Source organism: Paenibacillus sp. FSL E2-0190, from assembly GCF_037992965.1.
GTDB classification, from domain to species: domain Bacteria; phylum Bacillota; class Bacilli; order Paenibacillales; family Paenibacillaceae; genus Paenibacillus_AQ; species Paenibacillus_AQ odorifer.
Genome location: NZ_CP150306.1, coordinates 158,026 through 179,345, shown reverse-complemented (window position 1 = coordinate 179,345; position 21,320 = coordinate 158,026). Strand labels below are relative to the sequence as shown.

Here is a 21,320-nt window from a genome sequence, read left to right as displayed (position 1 = left end):
ACCCCTTCTCTCTAGTGCCGATCACGCTCGGAATCCCGATGACTAACGGTTACGGATTCCGTCTCGCTAACGCCCAGCATTTTACCCAAATACTCGGATATGGCTACGGAACGGTGTTTACCTCCCGTACAGCCAATGCCAATGATAATCTGGGACTTACCTTCCTTACGATATTGCGGAATTAGAAAATGAAGCATATCGAGCAGTTTGGTCAGGAACACCTGTGTTTCAGGCCACTTCATTACATAATCGTAGACTTCACTGTCCTGGCCGGTTTTAGGCCGCAGATGGTCCACATAATGTGGGTTAGGCAAGAAGCGGACATCAAAGACAAGATCTGCATCAATAGGGATACCGTACTTAAATCCGAAGGATGTAATATTGACGGAAAGCGTACTTTTTCCTAGATGCGAAAACCGTGAAACGATCTTCTCCTTAAGCTGCACGGGCTTCATACTGCTGGTATCTAAACATAACGTAGCTGAATTTTTTAATTCTTCAAGCATTTTACGTTCTAGCTTGATACCATCAAGCGGCAGCCCCTTAGGTGCTAATGGATGATGACGTCGACTTTCCTTGTAACGCTGAACAAGTACTGAATCTGTAGCATCCAAAAACAAGATCTCACAGCCAATGGTTGACTCATCCTTGATATAGGCAAGAGACTCAGACAAAGCAGTGAAGAATTCTCGACCACGCAGGTCAATTACAAGGGCTACCTTGGCAATCTTACCCTTTGATTGTTCAATTAGCTCTGCGAACTTGGGAATCAGCACCGGTGGTAAATTATCGACACAGAAGAACCCTAGGTCTTCCAGACTCTGTACAGCAATTGTCTTCCCCGCACCTGACATTCCCGTAATAATAATCAGGGTGGCTCCAGCCGTTGGGGTATTGTCCAATTCGGTCATAAAAGCGTCCCCTCCCTAGATTTAGTATATGAATACTTCCCGTCTTTTAAGAACGCAGCAAAAGGCCGGCAGCCCCAACAATACCTGCGTCATTGCCAAGCTCAGCTGGAATAATCGAAACACCAGTTTGAAGCGGAGCCGGTGTCAATTTCGCAAACACACGACGAACCTCATCAAATAGAATATCTCCAGCCTTAGACACACCGCCGCCAACGATAAATACTTCAGGGTTAAGCACAGCCGCAACAGAAGCCATGGATTTACCCAGATAGTATGCTGCACGATTCACTATACGGATAGCTACTTCATCGCCAGCCTTAGCCGCATCAAAGACTTCTTTCGCAGCAATCTTCTCTACCATAGAGAGGGAAGTACGATCGCCACGAGCTACTGCATCATTAGCCATGCGGATAATACCTGTAGCGGAGGAAACGGTTTCCAGACAGCCCATGTTGCCACAGCCGCATTGAATAGCTTCCAGATCCGGCACTACTGTGATATGACCAAGCTCACCAGCTAATCCCGCAAAGCCTTGATAAATCTTTCCATTAATAATGATTCCGCCACCGACACCTGTTCCAAGCGTATAGCAGACACAGTTATCAACGCCACGTCCCGCACCGCTCCAAGCTTCGCCCAGTGCAGCCACATTCGCATCATTGTCTATTTTGACAGGCTTGTTCCAACGATCTTCCAAAATGGAACGGATCGGCACATCTCTAAATCCTATGTTAGGCGCAAGGATGATGATTCCTTCACGAATATTTGTGAACCCGGCTACACCCGCTCCTACACCTGCAAGCTGATCCCAAGAGTACGGGGAATCCTCCACAATTTGGCGTACATACTTCTCGATATTATCGATAACAGTATCGACACCCTCTGCAGTTCCTGTAGGTCCCTCATAAGTATGTAGCAGGGTACCTTCAGCATTACAGATTCCAACCTTAATTGCAGTTCCACCCAAATCCACGCCAACGTAGATATTCTCAGACATGTAACAAGCCACCTTTTTTTATACTAAAATAGTTAATCCTAAGTACCAACTATAATAGAAGCCCTCTCTGTGGTCAAGGAAAGACAACACACCCGGGAATTCCTTATTTTAAGAGTATACTCTATTATATTCTAAAAAGACCCCCTTACGCCTAAGTAAGAGAGTCTTGTACCTATATTATTATCTGGAAAATAACCCAACGCACCGATTTATTCTGATAAAATGCGCTTTTGGCCCTCTAATGCTCGGATTGGAGCGATATTCTGTGTGAACTCTAGCGTGCCCATATATTGGCCTGACTCGTCTCGTACAGCGAAGTAACGGATGTAGATAAACTTATCCTTGATATTGATCCAGAAGTCTTCAGCATCCTTACGGCCTGCCTTAAAGTCTTCCAAAAGCTTCTCTACCACATGAACACTTTGCGGGGGATGACAGTTCTGTACTGTACGGCCGATAACCGCTTTAGTTCGGGCAAAGATACGTTCCTTCCCGTGTGAAAAATATCGGACAACATCATTCTCATCAATGAAGGTTAGATCTAGAGGAAGATGGTTGAGTACGGTCTCCAGCTGATGCAGTGACAACAACCCTGTCTCAAAACGGATGAACCCGCCTTGCGGCGTAGCTCCTTCTGTTTCTTCCAGCACTGTGCCGTCCGGCTCAGCGGCCCGCTCAGGGATCCACTCCTGCTCCGGTGCGGTTAGGCAGAACCCGATCTCATCACTCTCCCGGGCGATTTTGACCCATTCATCTTCCGTCAGTTTGTCCAGGGCCATGGGCAATAGAATATTTTCTTCCTTAAAGATCATTTCATTAACTTCCTTGATGATCTCCTCAAGCTGAATGCCTATTTCTGCTGCGTTTCCGCTATAAGTGCTGAGCGCAGCTTTTGCCTCTTTAATCATACGGCGGATATTATCATCCACTCCCCACATTACCTTGGTTGGGCCATAAATGCCGTATTTTTCGAGGTATGGGAACAGCAGATTTTCTTTTCGGCTATAGTGTTTATCAAGATCCAGCAGCAAGCTAAGATCCTCCAACAATTTGAAGATCAGTTCCTCACTATCATTCTTTTGAAACTTTGTTGCGTGCAGATCCATGCGGAAGTTAACAAGTTTTTCGATCTCACGATTCTCCAATTTGAAGGTGTGTACTGGATGGCCTGGCTGCTCCTCGGGCTGGGACGAGCGGTGAATTTGCTCAATAGAGCCTTTAAAAATGGCTGTATGCACCGAACAAAGACGTTGGACCTCGGATACCGGAATTCCTTCTTCGGTCATTAATGAATGCTCCATCGCGGAAATCTCCGCTACGGTAACATCACCCACAGCTTCGGCGAACCGCGCCTTAACCTCTTCTACACTTTTGCCTGCATGCAGCTCTTTAATAATCTCCTTAAGCATAGCCTGGCGACGAGTCTGTTCCGGCACATCAACTTCACGGTTGTTAATCAGTTCGCTCATATTAACACTCCTTTATTAAATAATCCCGAAACCATGACGTTCAAAAGTTTGCTTCACGTGCTCGAGATCCATTTTTTTCAGCTTAATTCCTTTGGATAAGGTCATGAAACGGCCAGCAGTCTGCAGCATGCCAGGCTTGGCAATATCCTTAAAGCCCAGCTCTACCATAATCTCGATGACCTCCGGATGCCGTGATACCATCTCGAATATAGATTCATCCAAACTCAGCACTTTTTCCATCTGACTCTTCTCCTTTATGTGAGAACTATTCTCAATAAAAGATTAGCACAGGCCGTACAGGACCATTGTGATTGCAATCACTAATTCAAAAGAAAGCAATTATCGTTCTTTTTAAGACGGATTATGTATGCTGTGAACCTAAAAAAACTGCCCCCTACGCTTAAAAAGCATAAGAGACAGCCTGATTTGTCATTAATTAATGATTTATTATAGCGTTACTCCTGTTTTGAATATGGAGATCTCACGGAAATTATTCTTTTCATTATTAACCCATTCACCGCTGGCCACCGCAATAATATAGTTTATGAAGCTGCGCAGGACCTCATCTGGAGAACCATCTTCCACCAACACACCTGCATTAAAATCGATCCAATGACGTTTGCCTTCATACAATGGGGTATTGGTAGATACTTTCATCGTAGGCACGAATGTACCAAATGGTGTTCCCCGCCCGGTCGTAAAGATCACCAATTGGCAGCCAGCAGCAGCCAGTGCAGAGGAAGCCACAAGATCATTGCCAGGTGCGTTAAGGAGATTTAAGCCTTTATTAGTGATAAGCTCCCCGTACTTGAGGACATCCATAACTGTAGCGTTCCCGGATTTTTGAGTACAACCCAATGATTTATCCTCAAGCGTAGTAATTCCTCCGGCTTTATTCCCTGGAGAAGGATTTTCATATACCGGCTGTTTATAGTCCATAAAATACTGCTTAAAGTCATTAATGAGATCGACAATTTTGTTGAAAATAGTTTCGTCCGCAGCACGTTCCATTAGAATTTTTTCGGCACCAAACATTTCAGGCACTTCTGTCAGTACAGTGGTCCCGCCTTGAGCAGCCATATAATCAGACAGACGTCCAAGGAGCGGATTCGCAGTAATACCGGATAACCCGTCGGAGCCTCCACATTTCAGACCGATCTTCAGCTCGGAGAGTGATACCTCTTCCCGTTGATCACCTTGTACATTATTGTAGATTTCCTTCAGCAGCTTCACGCCTTCTTCAATCTCATTCCCAACCTCCTGGGAGACAAGGAAACGCACACGATCCTCATCATAGCTGCCCAGCATGTCTTTAAAAATATGCAAATTGTTATTCTCACAGCCCAATCCGAGCACAAGCACGCCGCCCGCATTCGGGTGTTTAACCGCGTTAGCCAGAATCGTACGTGTATTGTCATGATCATCGCCCAGCTGGGAGCAACCGTAGTTATGCTTAAGCACGAGCACGTTATCGAAAGGTGCGATATCTCCAACCTCTGCTTTGAAAATATTGATGATCTGCTCCGCCACTCCATTCACACAACCAACAGTAGGGACGATCCACAGCTCATTGCGGATACCTACAGATCCATCAAAGCGGCGATAGCCCTTAAAGGTCAAATTCTCCGCTGCAAAAGGATTCGGCGTCAGCTTCTGCTCAAAGGTATATTCCTCTACCCCTGTTAGGTTTGTCTTAGTGTTATGGGTATGCACCCACTGCCCCGGCGCGATAGACGCTATAGCATGACCAATGGGGTAACCATATTTCAATACATTTTCACCTTCGCTAATGCTGGATAGTGCAATTTTATGGCCTCTAGCGATATCTTCAGTAATTTTAATCTCTTTTGAACCAATCACAATGGTGTCGCCTGCTTTATAGTCTTTTAGTGCAACAGCGACATTATCAGCCTCATTAATCTGCAATACTTCTTTCATCGTCTTGATCATATCATTGTCACCTCCAGGGTATTAGTTGTGTGCCGGTCTCTTCACGAACGCTTTTAAGGCTTGCTTCATGCCATTTTTCTCAATCGCAATCAGTCCTTCTGTCACCTTGTCAGTAAGTCCAGACACTTCATTCAGGTCACAGCCCCAGCGATTGGTTGCGGCAAGTACTTCGACGGCCAGTGCGCGCAGCCCGGTGTCTGTGCCATCCCATCCTCCCCATAAGGAGGCGAACCATTCCAAAATATCCGCATCATCAGCCAGTTGAATGTTTTCTTCCCCTCTGCGTCCTCTATAGAAGGCAATTAATGCGCTCAATGAGAAGACAAGCTTTTCAGGCAATTGTCCTTTGGCCTCTACATATTGCAGTAAAGAAGGCAGATCTCTTGTCTTAAACTTCGATATAGAATTAAGGGAAATGCTCATCAAGTAATGCTGCACATAAGGGTTCAGGAATCTTTCTAATACCGCGTCTGCAAAAGAATTCAATTCCTCTGCCGGCAGATCCAGCGTTGGAATAATCTCATCATAGATTAAGGACTTCACGTACGCCCCAACCTCTTCGTGCTCAATGGCTTCAGCAACCGTATCAATACCGTACAAATACGCTACTGGTGTCATAGCTGTATGAGCTCCGTTTAAAATTCTCACTTTACGAGTGCGATAAGGGGCCATGTCATCCACCACCAGCACATTAAGACCTGCTAGTTCAGCCGGGAACTCCTTTTTAATCCACTGTGGCCCTTCAATCACCCAAAGATGGAATTGCTCGCCGACAACGACCAGCTTATCCTCATAACCCAGCTCTTCTGTAATCTCGGCAATGCTGTCTCTTGGATAACCGGGAACAATGCGGTCCACCAGACTGCAGCAGAAGGTATTAGCTTCATTCAACCAGTTCACAAAACCTTCTCCAAGATTCCACAGCTCAGCATATTTCAAAATAACCTTTTTGAGTTCATCACCATTCCGGTCAATCAGCTCGCATGGAATGATGATAAAACCTTTAGAAGCCTCCCCATTAAAAGTTTGATAACGTTTGTACAATAAGGCCGTCAGCTTGCCTGGGAAACTACTCTGCGGCGTATCGGTTAACTTGTCGCCAGCTTCAAAAGCAATTCCCGCTTCAGTAGTATTAGACACGATAAAGCGCAGCTCTGGGTTCTCAGCCAGCTTCATATACTCCTCATGCTGTGAATAGGGATTAAGCGTCCGCGTAATACAATTAATTACCTCGTGTTCTTTTACAGCCGCTCCGTCTTTAATGCCTTGCAGATAAAGGGTATACAGCCCATCCTGATCATTCAGCATTTCTGCCAGTCCGTTAGCCAATGGCTGTACAACAACCACTCCACCATTGAAATCCGTTTTTTGATTCATGGTATGAATCTGCCAATCTACAAAGGCGCGCATGAAATTGCCTTCGCCAAATTGTAGAACCTTCTCAGGATACTGCTTGTAAGCTGTCCAATTATCACTATTTAATCTTTTCATATTAACGCCTCCTAATAGTAAATGCACACGATAAACTTATTAAATAAACTATATAAAATCATATTTATATTACTAATAAATTAAATATATGCACACGTGAAAATTTTAGATAGCAATCCTTTACGAAGGTAAAGGATTAGGCTGCTATGCGCAGCCTCTACTTCTGCAATTTCCTGACTGATTCTCTGGCAATAAGCTCTGTCTCGATCGAGATCCGCCCGTCTTTTTCTGAGGGTTCCTTGACCAAGCTTAACAGCTGGCGAGCGCCTTGCTCACTAATCTTCTCAATAGGACGTTTGACCGTGGTGAGTGAAGGATTGGCAAAAAGTGAAAACCCAATGTCGTCAAAACCAACAACAGAGATATCATTTGGCACCTGCAGCCCTCGCTCAAACACGCCTTTCATAGCCCCGATCGCCATATCATCATTGGAGCAAAATACAGCAGTCGGTGGCTTCTCGAGATCCAGCAGCTTGCCCATCGCCTCATATCCACTTTGCATATCATAACTACCGCTTATCATGTAGTCATTACGAACAGGGATATTATGGTCAATCAAAGCTTTTATAAAGCCATCTCTGCGTTCCTGTGTGGATTTAAAGCCCTCGACACCTTCAATAATTGCAATGTCTTGATGCCCGTTTTCGATCAGGTATTTGCCTGCATTATAAGCACCTTCCCGGTCGTTCGAGATGATGTTGATAATGGAACGGTCATCAATTTGCCGGTTCAGCACAACGATTGGAATGCCTTGCTGGACAACATGGTAAATGAATTTATTATCGGCTTCACTCTGGCTCATTAGAATAATTCCATCAAAACGTTTGCGATGAATAGAGGAGTAATCCGCATAATCGTCGATCCCACGGATGAACAGATTGTACTCTACATCTATGACCCTATTTACACCACGAATCGTATCAGAGAAGAAACCAGAAGTTGTGCCGTTGGCAATACTCGTGAAGAACAGACCAATGGTATAGGATCGCTGCATCACAAGGCTTTTGGCATTGTAATTAGGGACGTAACCCACTTGCGCAGCGATCTCGGCAATTTTTTTACGTGTGACCTCTTTAATTAGTGGACTATTGTTAAGTGCTCTCGATACAGTTGTATGCGATACATTCGCCAATTTGGCGATATCCTTGATTGTAGGTGCCATGGGTCAACCTTCCTTATTAAACGGGTTTGGCTCTTCCATGTAAGGATATCATAACGATTACCTAGTCACCAATGCCTGTTTCGAGAAATTAAAATAATGATCAGCGTTATTGTAACAGATGTTCTCAATCATACTGCCCAGTAACTCCATATCATCCGGGGCTTCTCCAGCTTCTACCCAAGAGCCTACTAGATCACACAAGATTCTTCTAAAGTACTCATGTCTGGTATACGATAAAAAGCTTCTGGAGTCTGTTAACATCCCAACAAATTGGCTAAGTACGCCTAGATTAGCAAGTGTCTTCATCTGTTCCAGCATGCCGTCTTTATTATCGTTGTACCACCATGCGGTTCCGAATTGAATCTTCCCTGGAATACCGCCGCCCTGGAAGCTACCCATTAGACTGGCAATAACATGATTATCATTAGGGTTCAATGAGTACAAAATGGTCTTAGGCAACGCATTCTCACGATCTAGCGCATCGAGCAGACCCGCCAAAGGCTTAGCAATCACGCCGTCATTGATAGAATCATAACCCGTGTCAGGTCCGAGACTTCCGAACATTACGCTGTTGTTATTCCGTAGCGCATGAATATGGAATTGCATCGCCCAATCCAGCTCGTTATACAATTTGCCGAGGAATACTAGCGTGAATCCTTTATATTTCTTTTCTTCACTCTCACTTACAGTGCCTTCATAAAGTGCTTTAGCGAATATAGCTGTAGCTTCCTCCAAGGTAGTAGGCTCAAACATTACCGCATCCAAAGCATGGTCAGATACACGGCCGGCTCTGGCGTGGAAGAATCTCACTCTGCTCTCCAATGCTGCAAGAAACTGTCCGTAATTCTTAACAGCCATTCCCGAAACTTCGCTTAGCTGAGCTACCCAAGGCTGGAAGGTAGGACGGTTGATTTCAAGCGCTTTGTCTGGTCTGAATCCCGGCACAACGCTAGCATTGAACCCACTCAGATTACTGATTTTCTCATGATATTCCAGATTATCTACAGGATCATCGGTAGTACAAACCGTAGTCACCTTCGATTTAATGATCAAATCTCTTGCTCCGTATCCTTCACCCTGTAACTGTCTATTCACTTCATCCCAAATTTTTGGTGCGTTAGCTTCATTCAGCAACTCATATACACCGAAGAAACGTTGCAGCTCCAGATGCGTCCAATGGTATAGCGGATTCCCGATAATCATCGGAACCGTTCTAGCCCAGGCTAAAAATTTATCATAATCACTGGCATCGCCAGTAATGAATTTCTCTTCTATACCGTTAGCGCGCATCACTCTCCATTTATAATGGTCGCCATACAGCCAAGCTTCGGTGATATTGTTGAACGTTTTGTTCTCATAAATTTCTTTTGGACTGAGGTGGCAATGATAATCGATAATGGGCATGTCTTTCGCATGATTATGAAACAGCTTAATTGCGGTCTCGCTCGACAATAGGAAGTTCTCATCCATGAATTTTTTACTCATGAGGTTTGCTGCTCTCCTTTAAGTTCGAATGGGAGTTACACAAAGTTTAACGTGAACATTTATTCAATCGGTCGATTTCTTAATAAATATTTTAAACTTAAAATTATTGCTTATAATAGGGTTTGTGTAAATTGTTCACGTTAACATTATATCTTCATTGTAAACGTATTTTTAAAATGCGCAAGTCTTTTTATAAAGACATTGTTACAGTTATTTTAACTTCCGAGTGGTAATAAATAAACAACATATTTAATATCTGGACACGGCCCCGCCAATATTGAAAAAAGCAGGCAACCCTTTAGAAAAAGGATAACCTGCTTATATGTCATCGACTACGATTTCTCGCAAAATTAACTATCCAGTGTTTCGCTCCAGTCATGCACCATCGTGCCCTCTAGGTACTTCTCAGCATCCATTGCTGCCATACAGCCAGATCCCGCTGCGGAAATTGCCTGACGATAACGGGTATCCTGCACGTCGCCACAAGCGAATACGCCCGGGATGTTCGTTTCTGTCGTTCCAGGGTTGACCACAATGTAGCCGTTGGTATCGGTCGTAATTTGCCCCCCTAAAAATCCGGTGTTCGGCGTGTGCCCGATCGCGACAAACACTCCGTCCGCTTCGATGAGTTCATCAATTCCCGTCTCATTGTTGCGAACCGTCAGCCCCTTAACGCCAGACTCGTCGGTTGTAACCTCAAGCGGTGTACGGTTAAGAGCCCACGATACCTTACTGTTATCCCGTGCGCGAGCCTGCATAATCTTCGAAGCCCTAAGCTCATCACGACGGTGAACCAATGTTACATTAGAAGCGAACCGGGTTAAAAAGCTGGCTTCCTCCATCGCTGAATCTCCACCACCGACGACAATAATCTTTTTGCCACGGAAAAAGAATCCGTCACAAGTAGCACAAGTGCTGACCCCACGGCCCACATTCTCCTGCTCCCCGGGGATTCCTAAATATCTGGCAGATGCACCGGTTGAGATGATCACTGACTCCGCCTCTAATACTCCCAATCCATCTACAGTCACTTTAAATGGACGCTGTGAAAAATCAACTGAATCCACCCAACCATTCTTAAATTCAGCCCCAAAACGTTCAGCCTGCTTGCGCATGTTGTCCATTAAATCCGGGCCTAGAATTCCTTCAGGAAAGCCTGGGAAGTTCTCGACTTCTGTTGTCGTTGTCAGTTGTCCACCTGGTTGCATACCTTCAATCACAAGTGGGTTTAGGTTGGCACGTGCCAAATAAATTGCAGCAGTAAGCCCGGCTGGGCCTGTTCCGATTACAATCGTTTTGTACATAACAGTGGCCTCCTCACAATAGGGTTTATTTAGAAGAAACGGGCCCTTTTTTGGCGAGCATAGACGCCTTCGGTGTCCCTATAAGGAACATTAGCGTTACGCAAGACATATAAAAAGGGCTCCGTTTCTACGAAATACTACATGATCGATTTAGATATTCTCGGTAAATGGCGGAAGGCTGTCGCTCACACTTCCCTCGAAACTACATTCCGTATCTATGCGCCGAGCATAACGACTGACCATAGATACGGAAACATTGTAACGCTGAGCTACTTCACGGTAGGTGACCGGCAGGTTATGCGTTTTAGCAATTAGATATTCTAAGGCAGCACACCAGCCATTCGCATGACGGATAAACGGAACATCCGGATAAAGGCTGCTCAGAAATTGCTTCCACAGTAATTCAGCATCTTTTTTGTGGATTGCATCATATCTTCGATCCATCATACTAAGGGTCTGGTCGATAACTTTCTGCCAATCCTCTCTCCATTCCGGCAGTCCCTTCAGACGCGGGGAAGAGGTTTCTTTGACTTCCTGAAGCACATTCTCTTCAGGAACACTTCCAATCAGCCGCTGCAGACTAAGAAGTGCCGCTTCTTGCAGCTTTTCTTCCTGCAAGGGCTGCTGCTTCAGAAGTCCTTGCAGAATTTCGGACATCTCTTCATCTTCGATCCACCGCAGAGCTTCTGTAACCTGAAGCTTCGTATTGGCATCCCCGTAGCGGAGCGCCCAGAAGAAGGAAGAGCGAAGCAGCGGATTGTTCCGTACCTCTTCGGTAAAGCTGCCCTTGTTGTCCTTCCACAGCTTCAGCTGCTCCTGAAAAGGAAGCTGATAGTTGTAGCTGACCAGCGACAGCGTTTTACCTTCCCCCTGCGCCTGCTGCAGCTGAGCCAGAAAAAATCTCGGCACAGCCGATTCCGGATCGAGCTTAGCCGCCTTCTGCCAGCAGCGTTGTGCTTCTGTATACAGGCCACTATTGCTGGCAGCTGCCGCACAGTAATGATAGAGACTGGCGTCGCCACCGACCTCTTCATCCTTCAACAGACGTCTAAAATGGCCATAGGCGGTTCTATGGCGTCCCAGAATCCCCATGGTGGTGGCCATTTTGAACAGATGCTCCTGATGAAACGGAATGGTGGTCTCCAGAAGGCGTAACAATCCATCCAGTTGCCCGCGGTCACCTTCATACTGAAGGAAGATCGCTAAGTTACAGAGTGCATGCAAATTCCCGGAGTCCTGCTCCAGCACCCGCATAATACATTCCTTAGCTTTGGTAAAACGACCCATGTAAAAATACGCTAGGGCTAGGTTGTTATGTGCCGCCAGGAAGTCAGGCGTATTGCTCACAATCTCTTCAAGCAAAGTGACGGCTTGTGTAAACTTGCCCTCCTCCAACAGTGCTCGGGCTCGCTCATGCTCTATTACACCTTCCCGGCTTCTAATCCGGATAAGTGGAGCAGGACGGTCCAGCTCATATTGCAGCAGCTCCATCAATTCTTCCGATTCGGCCAGAAATTCACCGTTCACATCTTCTTCGAGATAAGTGACGAGTGAGCGTTCTGCCTCCTCATAGCTTTCCATATTGGCGAAGTTGTTAGCCATATAGAAATAACATTCCGTCATTGCCGGATCAATATTCTCCAGTACATGGGTTAAAATGTCGTTGGACGCTTCATAATTACCCATTTCTGATAATACGCCAGCCACGTTGCAATGATTGACCGGATTCTCCGGCTCGTACTCTACAGCTTTGCGAAAATTCTTTAATGCCTTATCATATTGAAAGCGATCCAAGGACCGAACGGCTCTTTCAAAGAAAAAATTGGCATTCAGAGTTACAGGAATCACATTATCATTCCCCAGTTCATACTCTGAAGTTCTCTCAATCATGGAAGCAAGGCACCTCCCTTATAAGAAGCTTCCTTATACTAACGAAAAATAGGAGGGCGGCGCCCTATGGGGTATGCCGGAGCTCCATCCTTAATCGCTATTCCGTTCCCTTATTGGGCGCGGGTATCTCCACACAGTATACCACATGTGACAGCGAGAATCTCAAGTTGAGAAAGACTCTACCACTCTGCTTACAACATCTTTTTTGACAAAAAATAAAAAAGACGGGGAATTAAATTCCCGCGTCTCTAAATAGCTTATCGATTGAACCACCCTCAAGGATGATGTGCGTAGCCTGGGCAAGCATCGGTGCAACAGATAATACCGTAAACCGACTTGAATGGTCATCAGGCAGTGCAATAGAATCTGTCGTAACCACTTCCTGAATAGAAGGATGGTCAAGCCGCTGTAGCGCGGGCCCTGAGAATAATCCGTGCGTCGCGCAGACAATACTGTCCTTCGCACCTCTCTCCTTCAGGCCTTCTACCACATTCACAATGGTCGTCCCAGTATCGATCAGATCCTCAATAATGATAGGTGTCCGTCCCTCGACATCACCAATGACATGAGTGATTACCGATTCATTATGGGCTGGGCGCTTCTTGATCATAATGGCAAAAGGTGAATCCAGCTTATTCGCCAGCTTCTCAGCCATAGACGCACGCCCTGCATCCGGGGAAACAATGACCAGATCAGACATTGCCTTGGCTTTCAAATGGCTGCTGATCAAATCGAGTGCAGTCAGATGATCGACCGGAATGTTGAAAAAGCCTTGAATCGCCGCTGCGTGCAAATCGATGGTGATTACGCGGGTTGCTCCAGCGGTCGTCAGCACATCAGCCACCATCTTAGCCGAGATCGGCTCACGAGGTGCGGACTTCCGCTCCTGCCGAGCGTACCCATAATACGGCACAATAATGTTCACTGTACGAGCTGAAGCCCGTTTGGCAGCATCTATCATCACCAGCAGCTCCACGAACATCTCATTAATGGGATGCGAAAGGGATTGCACCAAAAATACGTCGCAGTTCCGGATGCTTTCTTCGTAATGCACGTAAATCTCGCCGCTCATGAAGCGGGTCAGCTTTATCTGCCCCAATTCAACACCAAGTCGCTCCGCAATATCAGCCGCTAACTTTGGATTCGACGAACCGGAAAAAATACGTAATTGTTGATGATGCATAATACCCTCCTGCGGATTATATATTATAGTTTGAACTGAACAGTGGTACGGCGGCGTCCCTCAAATACAGCCAGCTCACGAAAACCAGTCTGCCAAAGCATACTACGCGCCTCTTGCAGCCCGTCCCCCAGCTTGGCAGGATCATGTGCATCGGAGCCTAATGTCAGCGGTATGCCGAGCTTTAGGGCCTCCTGTAGCAGATGCTCGGCCGGGAACATCTCAGCGCAAGGCTTCGTAAGTCCGGATGCATTCAGCTCCATGGCGATTCCTCTATCCGCTATAACCTTTAAGGTCTCTAGCTCCAGCGCCCTTACCTCAGCCGTGCCCTCCGGTGTTTGTGGGCCATAACCGAACCGTTTAATAACATCCATATGTCCTATAATATCATATAATCCCGATAACGCCGACTTCTTTACCGCATCGTAATAAAGACGATATACCTGTAGCGCATCTTTGCCTTCCCAACCATGAACCTGGCGGTGATCCGTAATATCCCACTCCCCAAGAAAATGCACAGAACCTATAAGATAATCCCATGGATACGGCGACAAAATCTCGCGAATTTGCTCTTCATAGCCTTCGATATAATCGGCTTCCAGCCCCACCCGCAGATCTATGACTCCACGGTAACGCTCCTTTAGGGTTAGACATTCCTCCACATAACGAGGCAGTTCAGCCATTGGCATAGCCATTTCAGGATAATAGCTGGCGGGATCTACGTGGATGAGCGGCAAGTGGTCGGATAATCCCAGCTGCTGAAGTCCAAGCTCTATCCCGCGCTGTACATACTCCTCAAGCTTACCCACGGCATGGCCACAGCGTTCATGATGCGTGTGGTAATCAATGTGCATCACTCAGTCCTCCCTTAGTACTGATCCCGGCGTGGGCGTTCGTGACGGGTACTCAACTCTTCCATAATCTCATCCAGTGGAAGCTTGCGCTCTTGCAGCAATACCAACAGATGATAGATCAGATCACTGACCTCAAGACGCAGCTCGGCGTTATCTTTATTTTTGGCGGCAATTATGGTCTCGGAAGCTTCCTCGCCTACCTTTTTGAGGATCTTATCCACGCCTTTATCAAACAGATAAGTGGTATACGCGCCTTCCGGGCGTTCCACTTCCCGCTCAGCAATCACACGCTCCAGCTCACCAAGAACAGCAAAACGCTCACCATCTGTCAAACTAGACACTGGTTTCGAAGCATCTGTTATTGGGTTATTCAAAGGAATCTCACGGAAAAAGCATGACGTAGCTCCAGTATGGCAAGCTGGTCCTTCAGGCACAACCTTCACGAGTAGTGTGTCGCTATCACAATCATAGGATATGGAGGTAATAGCTTGTGTGTTGCCTGAGGTTCCGCCTTTATGCCAAAGTTCGCTGCGCGAGCGGCTCCAAAACCAAGTCTGGCCACTCTCCAGTGAGAGCTGTAACGATTCGGAGTTCATATAAGCAACCATCAGTACCTCTAAACTGCTAGCATCCTGAACAACGGCAGGCACCAGACCCGCTTCATTCCAGCGAATGCCTGCCAGAGCTTCTTTTTGGCTTAATGTGGTATTGTTTTGTGTTTCGCTCATCGGATTTCTACCCCTTTTTGCTTCAAATCTGCCTTTAAATCATTAATTGCAATCTCTTTATAGTGAAAAATGGTCGCCGCAAGTCCCGCATCGGCTTTCCCTTCCGTAAATACATCGTAAAAATGCTCCTTCTTCCCAGCGCCGCCAGAAGCAATCACAGGAATACTGAGCAAATCGCATACTGCCGAGGTTAGCTTCAGGTCGAAGCCGTCTTTTGTGCCATCTGCATCCATGCTAGTGAGCAAAATCTCACCTGCGCCCAGCTTCTCAGCTTCTTTAGCCCAAGCCAGAGCACGGATGCCGGTGGGCTTACGCCCGCCATGAGTGTACACTTCCCATTCACCAAAAGCCTCATTATATTTAGCATCTATCGCTACTACAATACACTGGGAGCCAAATCGGCGAGCACCGTCCAAAATTAACTGAGGATTAGTGATGGCTGCCGTATTAATGCCGATTTTGTCTGCGCCTGCACGAAGAATTCTTTTCATATCATCAGTTGTAGAGATCCCTCCACCCACTGTAAAAGGAATGGCAATCTCACCAGCGGTCTGCCGCACAACCTCGATCATCGTTGCTCTACCTTCTACGGAAGCCGATATATCGAGAAACACAAGCTCGTCTGCGCCCTCGCGGTCATACAGCGCCGCTAGCTCTACCGGATCTCCAGCATCACGCAGATTCACAAAGTTAACACCTTTGACTACCCGTCCATCCTTAACGTCAAGACAGGGGATGATACGTTTTGCTAACATTATGAAATCCCCCCTTCTTTAAAAAGCGTTTCAAGCACCTAAAGTGTATCCGTCCCCCTAAAGCCCTCTTAGCCCAGGGGGGCCCACGGGCCCCTGCCCTTTGGAAACCTCGATTGTTGGCATGGCGGATCATAGCCCATCCGGCTGAACCATAGCCCACACTACTGAACATGTGCTATGATCGCTAACCCCTTCGTGGCCGCTTCCTAGATCCATGACACTTTCATGTTCCGCGGTTTTGGCCCTTATGTGGTCGGAAGGGCTCACGCCACCTGCAAGCCCACGAGTATTTAGTTGCACAACGTACAGTTATTTTATCAACCTTTTTGCAAGCTACTCTTTTAACTGCATTTCGTACAACTAAATCTGGGGATGAGCTTATAAATCAACTCATCTCTGAGTTATAGCTGCACGAAATACAACTAAATTAGCTAATCAGCTCTAAATGTGAAAAATAGCGGTATAAAGTACACTTAATCATCATCCGAGGAAAAATACCCTTCCCGCCGCCTCATTACGCCTATTGTAGCAGATTGTGAAGCGGGTTTTAGCTAGCGGGTAACCTCCATCTTCACAGGTATTAAAATTTCACCGGATCCCTCCCTGAAACAGCGCCCAAGTCGTTATGCCATTCGTAATGAGATGAGATTTTTGCAAAGTGAAAACACATTAGCTAGTTGGGTTTGTTGCTTTATTGGCCAGCTGGTTTGTTTTAGCTCTTTTGTGGGTTTGTTGCTTTGTTATTAAGCCCTTTTGCTGGTTTGCTGGTTTGCTGGTTTGCTGTTTTGTTCGTTTAACTTTTGCTAGTTTGCTTCTCTGGGCGTTCATTTAATTATCATTAGTTACTCATTTACTGTTACGTCTATTTCTTTAACCCACTGCTCATTTACTAGTTCATCTATTGTCTTTTTGTTCATTCGCTCGTTTATTAATTAGTTTGGTGATTTAGTGATTTGTGTTCACTACGTTACTGTTAAGTCTATTTCTTTAACCCACTGTTGGTTCTTTCTGTTTCATTAATCCACTATTCCTTGGCTAGCTCATGTCGTCTTTTTGTTCATCCGCTCATCAATTAGCGCGCTCGCCCAACGCTATTTCTGCCCAAGCGCTCGCAAAGCTCCAGAAAGATCAATATTGCCCGTATATAACGCCTTGCCAACAATAGCTCCGCCTACACCGCTGCCGCTGTGCACGTTCAGACGCAACAGATCATCAAGACTGGTGACTCCGCCGGACGCGATCACAGTTTTACCGCTGGCCTGCGCCATGGACAGGATACCGTCCACGTTCGGTCCCTGCATCATCCCGTCGCGGGAGATGTCGGTGTAAATGAATGTCTCGGCTCCTTTTGCCGCCAATTCCTTGGCAAGAGCTTCAGCACGTACTTCAGAGGTGTTCAGCCAGCCGTGTGTCGCAACATAACCGTTGCGCGCATCAATGCCGATCGCGACTTTATCGCCGTATTTTGCCAATACCTCTTCGGTAAAAGCATGATCATTAATCGCAGCAGTACCGATAATAACGCGGCTAACGCCAAGTCCGAGCAATTTCTCTACGTCCGCAAGATTGCGAAGACCGCCACCCACCTGCACAGGAACGTTAGCATTAGCAGCAATAGCACCGATAATCGCATCGTTCACAGGATGACCCGCTTTCGCACCATCTAAGTCCACCAAATGAATGAACTTTCCACCTTGCTCTTCCCATGATTTTGCCACCTTTAGTGGACTATCATTGTATATCGTTTCCTGATTGTAATCCCCCTGCTGCAGCCTGACGCATTTTCCATCCCGGATATCAATCGCCGGATATACAATAAAAGAAGACATTTGGCGCTCCCCACTTTCGTTCCATTATATTTATAGCGTGACTTACGCCCGCTCTCTCTTAATCTTCAAAAAATTACCCAACAGCTTGATTCCCAGCTCTCCGCTTTTTTCCGGATGGAACTGCATACCGAACACATTATCTTGCCCGACAATAGCTGTAACTGGGTAACCATAATCTGTGACGGCCAGCAGATCACTCTCTTTTGCTACAAGCGCGTGATAAGAGTGGACAAAATACACATGCCCCTCCTCAAGGCCAACAAAAAGCGGATTCTCCGGCTGTCTAAAGCTAAGCTTGTTCCACCCCATATGCGGCACCTTATAGCCATCTCTAGGAGCGAACCGCACCACTGAACCCGAGAGAATATCTAACCCCTCATGGCTGCCATGCTCTTCACCGGTGCTAAACAACAGCTGCATACCAAGACAGATCCCAAGCAGAGGCTGCTCTCCAGCGGCTACCTGTTTGACGACAAGATCCAAACCATTCTCCCGCAGATGCCCCATCGCATCGCCAAATGCACCGACACCTGGCAGAATGACACTATCAGCAGCGAGAATTTGCTCGGCATCACCCGTCACTACACACTCATAACCGAGACGTTCTACCGCCTTACTCACACTGTGCAGGTTGCCCATGCCATAATCGACGATTGCAACAGTCATCCTACAGCACTCCCTTCGTAGAAGGCACACCCTTCACACGGGGATCAATCAATGTTGCCTCATCCAGCGCCCGTCCAAGCGCTTTGAATACAGCCTCAATCATGTGGTGTGTGTTAGAACCGTAGTGTACGATAACATGTAACGTAATCCGTGCTTCGAGCGCGAACTTCCACAGGAACTCCTGAACAAGCTCCGTCGAAAAGCTGCCCACCTGCTGTGAAGGATAGGTTGCACGATATTCAAAGTGCGGGCGATTGCTGATATCGATCACAACCTGCGCCAACGCCTCATCCATCGGTACAAAAACACTCGCATAACGTTTGATTCCTTTTTTATCACCCAGTGCTTCGTGCAGTGCCTGCCCTAGGCAGATCCCAATGTCTTCAACCGTGTGGTGGTCATCAATCTCGATGTCTCCACGCGCCTGTACAGACAGGTCAAATTGTCCGTGCTTCGTGAACAGATCCAACATATGATTCAGAAAAGGAACATCCGTCTCCAGCTCTGAAACTCCACTTCCATCTACGTTAAGAGACAACTTTATATCCGTCTCGTTTGTTTTACGGCTTAATCCAGCTTGGCGCAGGGCCTGTTCGTTATTGTTCTCCATATCCGTCTCCACCTTTTCCTTCGTTCTTGAGTCGAATCTCAATGGCTCGTGCGTGGCCTTCTAAGCCTTCGCGACGTGCCAGCTCTATAATGGTCTTCCCATCACGCAAGAGTGCTTCCTTACTGTAATAGATCAGACTTGATTTTTTAATAAAATCATCCACATCCACTGGTGACGAGAAACGTGCGGTCCCATTGGTTGGGATAATATGATTTGGCCCGGCAAAATAATCACCCACGGGCTCGGAGCTATACGCTCCCAGGAAGATGGCTCCAGCATTCTCAATGCTGCCTACGAGGCCCATAGGATCTTCGACAACAATCTCCAGATGCTCTGGTGCCAGTCTATTCACTACGGAGATCCCTTCCTCCATAGATTCCACAACAATGATCGCGCCGTAATTCTCTACCGAAGAACGGGCGATCGCCTGACGCGGCAGCTCTTGCAGCTGACGCTCCACTTCAGCCGCCACGCTATCCGCCAGGCTCTGCGATGGCGTGACCAGAATCGCCGAGGCCATCTCGTCATGCTCGGCCTGCGAGAGCAGATCCGCTGCGACATAAGCCGGCTCAGCGGTCTCATCTGCCAGCACGACAATTTCGCTTGGACCCGCGATACTGTCGATATCCACGGCGCCATATACCTCGCGTTTAGCCAGCGCAACGTATATGTTGCCGGGCCCACATATTTTATCTACCGGCGCTATGCTCTCCGTCCCAAAAGCCAAAGCAGCTACCGCCTGCGCTCCGCCCACACGGTAGATTTCATTCACACCTGCTTCTGCAGCAGCAACCAGGATGTAAGGATCAATCCCTTCTTTACCGCCGGTGGATGGCGGAGTCACCATGACGATCTCCGGCACACCCGCGATCTGTGCTGGGATCACGTTCATCAGCACCGAGGAGGGATAAGCTGCTTTGCCACCAGGTACATATACCCCTACCCGCTTCAGCGGACGAATAATCTGCCCCAGAATCGTGCCATCCGGCTGCAAATCCATCCATGAATTCCGTTTCTGTCTGGCATGGAACGCCCGGATATTGGCTGCAGCTGCTTGAATGGCAGATACGAAAGATTGCTCTACTCGGCCATACGCTGCCTGAAGCTCTTCCGGCGTTACCCGCAGTTGATTCGGCGTAAGTGCAACCCGGTCAAATTGCTCCGTATAGCGAAGAAGCGCTGTGTCTCCTTCTTTTTTAATGGCGGCCACAATTTCCTTTACCGCCTGATTTTGCTCTGGCGTACCATACTCCACTTCCCGCTCTAGCTTAAAGTCCTTGCTCGACACAACCTTCATCGCTGGTTCCTCCCTTTACCCCTAACATCTGTTGCCGCCTACCGCAAATTAGGTTGCCCTATAACTGCCTGTAGTCGGTCACACAGTTGCTGTATCTCTTCATTTTTCATCCGATAGCTCACACGATTTGCCACCAGGCGGCTTGTAATTTCGAATATACTCTTCATTTCGATTAATCCGTTGTCCCGCAGCGTTTGCCCGGTCTCTACCATATCCACAATACGATCGGCCAGACCAATCAGTGGTGCAAGCTCGATGGATCCATTCAGCTTCACTACCTCGACCTGTTGGCCCTGCTCCCTAAAATACCTTGAAGCTACATTCGGATATTTCGTCGCTACACGCTGCTGAATTCCCGGCTGCCAGTTCGGCAATCCGATGATCGACATCCGGCAGCGGGCAATGCCAAGATCAAGCAGCTCGTATACATCACGATCTTCCTCCAGCAAAACATCCTTGCCCACGATACCAATATCCGCCACGCCATATTCTACATATGTAGGTACATCTACTGGTTTCGCCAATATAAACTCCATCCCTGCCTCAGGCAGCGGAATAACAAGCTTGCGTGATGCCTCACCGTCCGGTGGAATCGGAAGACCTGCCTGGCGGAACAGCTCAGCAGCCTTTTCGTAAATCCGGCCTTTTGGCATAGCCACCTTCAATATCTGTGCCATTGTTAAGTTGCCTCCTTTTCCATCTCCATGCAAAATTTATGTTAATCGCTTTTTGTACTAGCGAT

At 47.0% G+C, this 21,320-nt stretch carries 19 protein-coding genes; all 19 read right to left on the bottom strand.

The annotated features are described in order from the left end of the window. Positions 1 to 11 precede the first annotated feature (11 nt). The gene (gene rapZ / locus NST25_RS00870; RefSeq protein WP_076126855.1) at positions 12 to 911 is read right to left on the bottom strand and encodes an RNase adapter RapZ; all 900 of its coding nucleotides are present in this window, start codon (positions 909 to 911) and stop codon (positions 12 to 14) included. A 46-nt stretch (positions 912 to 957) separates the two neighbouring features. After that, entirely contained in the window at positions 958 to 1,908 is a 951-nt protein-coding gene (locus NST25_RS00865; protein ID WP_036687097.1) for an ROK family glucokinase, read from the bottom strand. A 209-nt stretch (positions 1,909 to 2,117) separates the two neighbouring features. Beyond that, the gene (locus NST25_RS00860) at positions 2,118 to 3,377 is read right to left on the bottom strand and encodes a DUF438 domain-containing protein (protein ID WP_340393191.1); all 1,260 of its coding nucleotides are present in this window, start codon (positions 3,375 to 3,377) and stop codon (positions 2,118 to 2,120) included. Between the two features lie 15 nt (positions 3,378 to 3,392). Then, positions 3,393 to 3,617 (bottom strand): DUF1858 domain-containing protein, encoded by a 225-nt coding sequence (locus NST25_RS00855; RefSeq protein WP_076126852.1) that lies wholly within the window; start codon positions 3,615 to 3,617, stop codon positions 3,393 to 3,395. 207 nt (positions 3,618 to 3,824) lie between these two features. Next, positions 3,825 to 5,315: an altronate dehydratase family protein gene (locus tag NST25_RS00850; protein ID WP_076219204.1), complete on the bottom strand. Its 1,491-nt coding sequence runs from the start codon at positions 5,313 to 5,315 to the stop codon at positions 3,825 to 3,827. Between the two features lie 33 nt (positions 5,316 to 5,348). Further along, positions 5,349 to 6,818 (bottom strand): tagaturonate reductase, encoded by a 1,470-nt coding sequence (locus tag NST25_RS00845; RefSeq protein ID WP_076303373.1) that lies wholly within the window; start codon positions 6,816 to 6,818, stop codon positions 5,349 to 5,351. A gap of 157 nt (positions 6,819 to 6,975) precedes the next feature. Continuing rightward, positions 6,976 to 7,980 (bottom strand): LacI family DNA-binding transcriptional regulator, encoded by a 1,005-nt coding sequence (locus tag NST25_RS00840; RefSeq protein WP_076126848.1) that lies wholly within the window; start codon positions 7,978 to 7,980, stop codon positions 6,976 to 6,978. 57 nt (positions 7,981 to 8,037) lie between these two features. Next, entirely contained in the window at positions 8,038 to 9,465 is a 1,428-nt protein-coding gene (gene uxaC, locus NST25_RS00835; protein WP_076126847.1) for a glucuronate isomerase, read from the bottom strand. Positions 9,466 to 9,815: 350 nt separating this feature from the next. Further along, a complete protein-coding gene (gene trxB / locus NST25_RS00830) occupies positions 9,816 to 10,769 on the bottom strand; it encodes a thioredoxin-disulfide reductase (protein WP_036687084.1) in 954 nt (317 codons plus the stop codon). 150 nt (positions 10,770 to 10,919) lie between these two features. Beyond that, the gene (locus tag NST25_RS00825) at positions 10,920 to 12,659 is read right to left on the bottom strand and encodes a tetratricopeptide repeat protein (protein ID WP_076126845.1); all 1,740 of its coding nucleotides are present in this window, start codon (positions 12,657 to 12,659) and stop codon (positions 10,920 to 10,922) included. Positions 12,660 to 12,891: 232 nt separating this feature from the next. After that, entirely contained in the window at positions 12,892 to 13,842 is a 951-nt protein-coding gene (locus tag NST25_RS00820) for a ribose-phosphate pyrophosphokinase (RefSeq protein ID WP_036687083.1), read from the bottom strand. A 23-nt stretch (positions 13,843 to 13,865) separates the two neighbouring features. After that, complete coding sequence (gene hisJ / locus NST25_RS00815; protein ID WP_076126843.1) at positions 13,866 to 14,693, bottom strand: histidinol-phosphatase HisJ; 828 nt, start codon at positions 14,691 to 14,693, stop codon at positions 13,866 to 13,868. A gap of 14 nt (positions 14,694 to 14,707) precedes the next feature. Next, a complete protein-coding gene (hisIE, locus tag NST25_RS00810; RefSeq protein ID WP_076126841.1) occupies positions 14,708 to 15,421 on the bottom strand; it encodes a bifunctional phosphoribosyl-AMP cyclohydrolase/phosphoribosyl-ATP diphosphatase HisIE in 714 nt (237 codons plus the stop codon). Next, positions 15,418 to 16,176, bottom strand: coding sequence for an imidazole glycerol phosphate synthase subunit HisF (gene hisF, locus NST25_RS00805; protein ID WP_036687077.1), 759 nt, complete (start codon positions 16,174 to 16,176; stop codon positions 15,418 to 15,420). The genes hisIE and hisF overlap by 4 nt, the downstream gene beginning before the upstream one ends. A 1,091-nt stretch (positions 16,177 to 17,267) precedes the next feature. Continuing rightward, entirely contained in the window at positions 17,268 to 18,005 is a 738-nt protein-coding gene (gene hisA / locus NST25_RS00800) for a 1-(5-phosphoribosyl)-5-[(5-phosphoribosylamino)methylideneamino]imidazole-4-carboxamide isomerase (protein ID WP_076126839.1), read from the bottom strand. Positions 18,006 to 18,047: 42 nt separating this feature from the next. Continuing rightward, positions 18,048 to 18,671 carry an imidazole glycerol phosphate synthase subunit HisH gene (gene hisH / locus NST25_RS00795; protein WP_076126837.1) on the bottom strand — a complete coding sequence of 208 codons (624 nt, stop codon included), beginning with the start codon at positions 18,669 to 18,671 and terminating at the stop codon, positions 18,048 to 18,050. 1 nt (position 18,672) lies between these two features. After that, positions 18,673 to 19,281 (bottom strand): imidazoleglycerol-phosphate dehydratase HisB, encoded by a 609-nt coding sequence (gene hisB / locus NST25_RS00790; protein ID WP_036687073.1) that lies wholly within the window; start codon positions 19,279 to 19,281, stop codon positions 18,673 to 18,675. Then, on the bottom strand, positions 19,268 to 20,578 hold the full coding sequence (hisD, locus tag NST25_RS00785) for a histidinol dehydrogenase (protein WP_340393189.1): 1,311 nt from the start codon (positions 20,576 to 20,578) through the stop codon (positions 19,268 to 19,270). Before hisD ends, hisB begins: the two co-directional genes overlap by 14 nt. A 38-nt stretch (positions 20,579 to 20,616) precedes the next feature. Then, positions 20,617 to 21,255 carry an ATP phosphoribosyltransferase gene (hisG, locus tag NST25_RS00780; protein ID WP_036687062.1) on the bottom strand — a complete coding sequence of 213 codons (639 nt, stop codon included), beginning with the start codon at positions 21,253 to 21,255 and terminating at the stop codon, positions 20,617 to 20,619. Positions 21,256 to 21,320 lie beyond the last annotated feature (65 nt).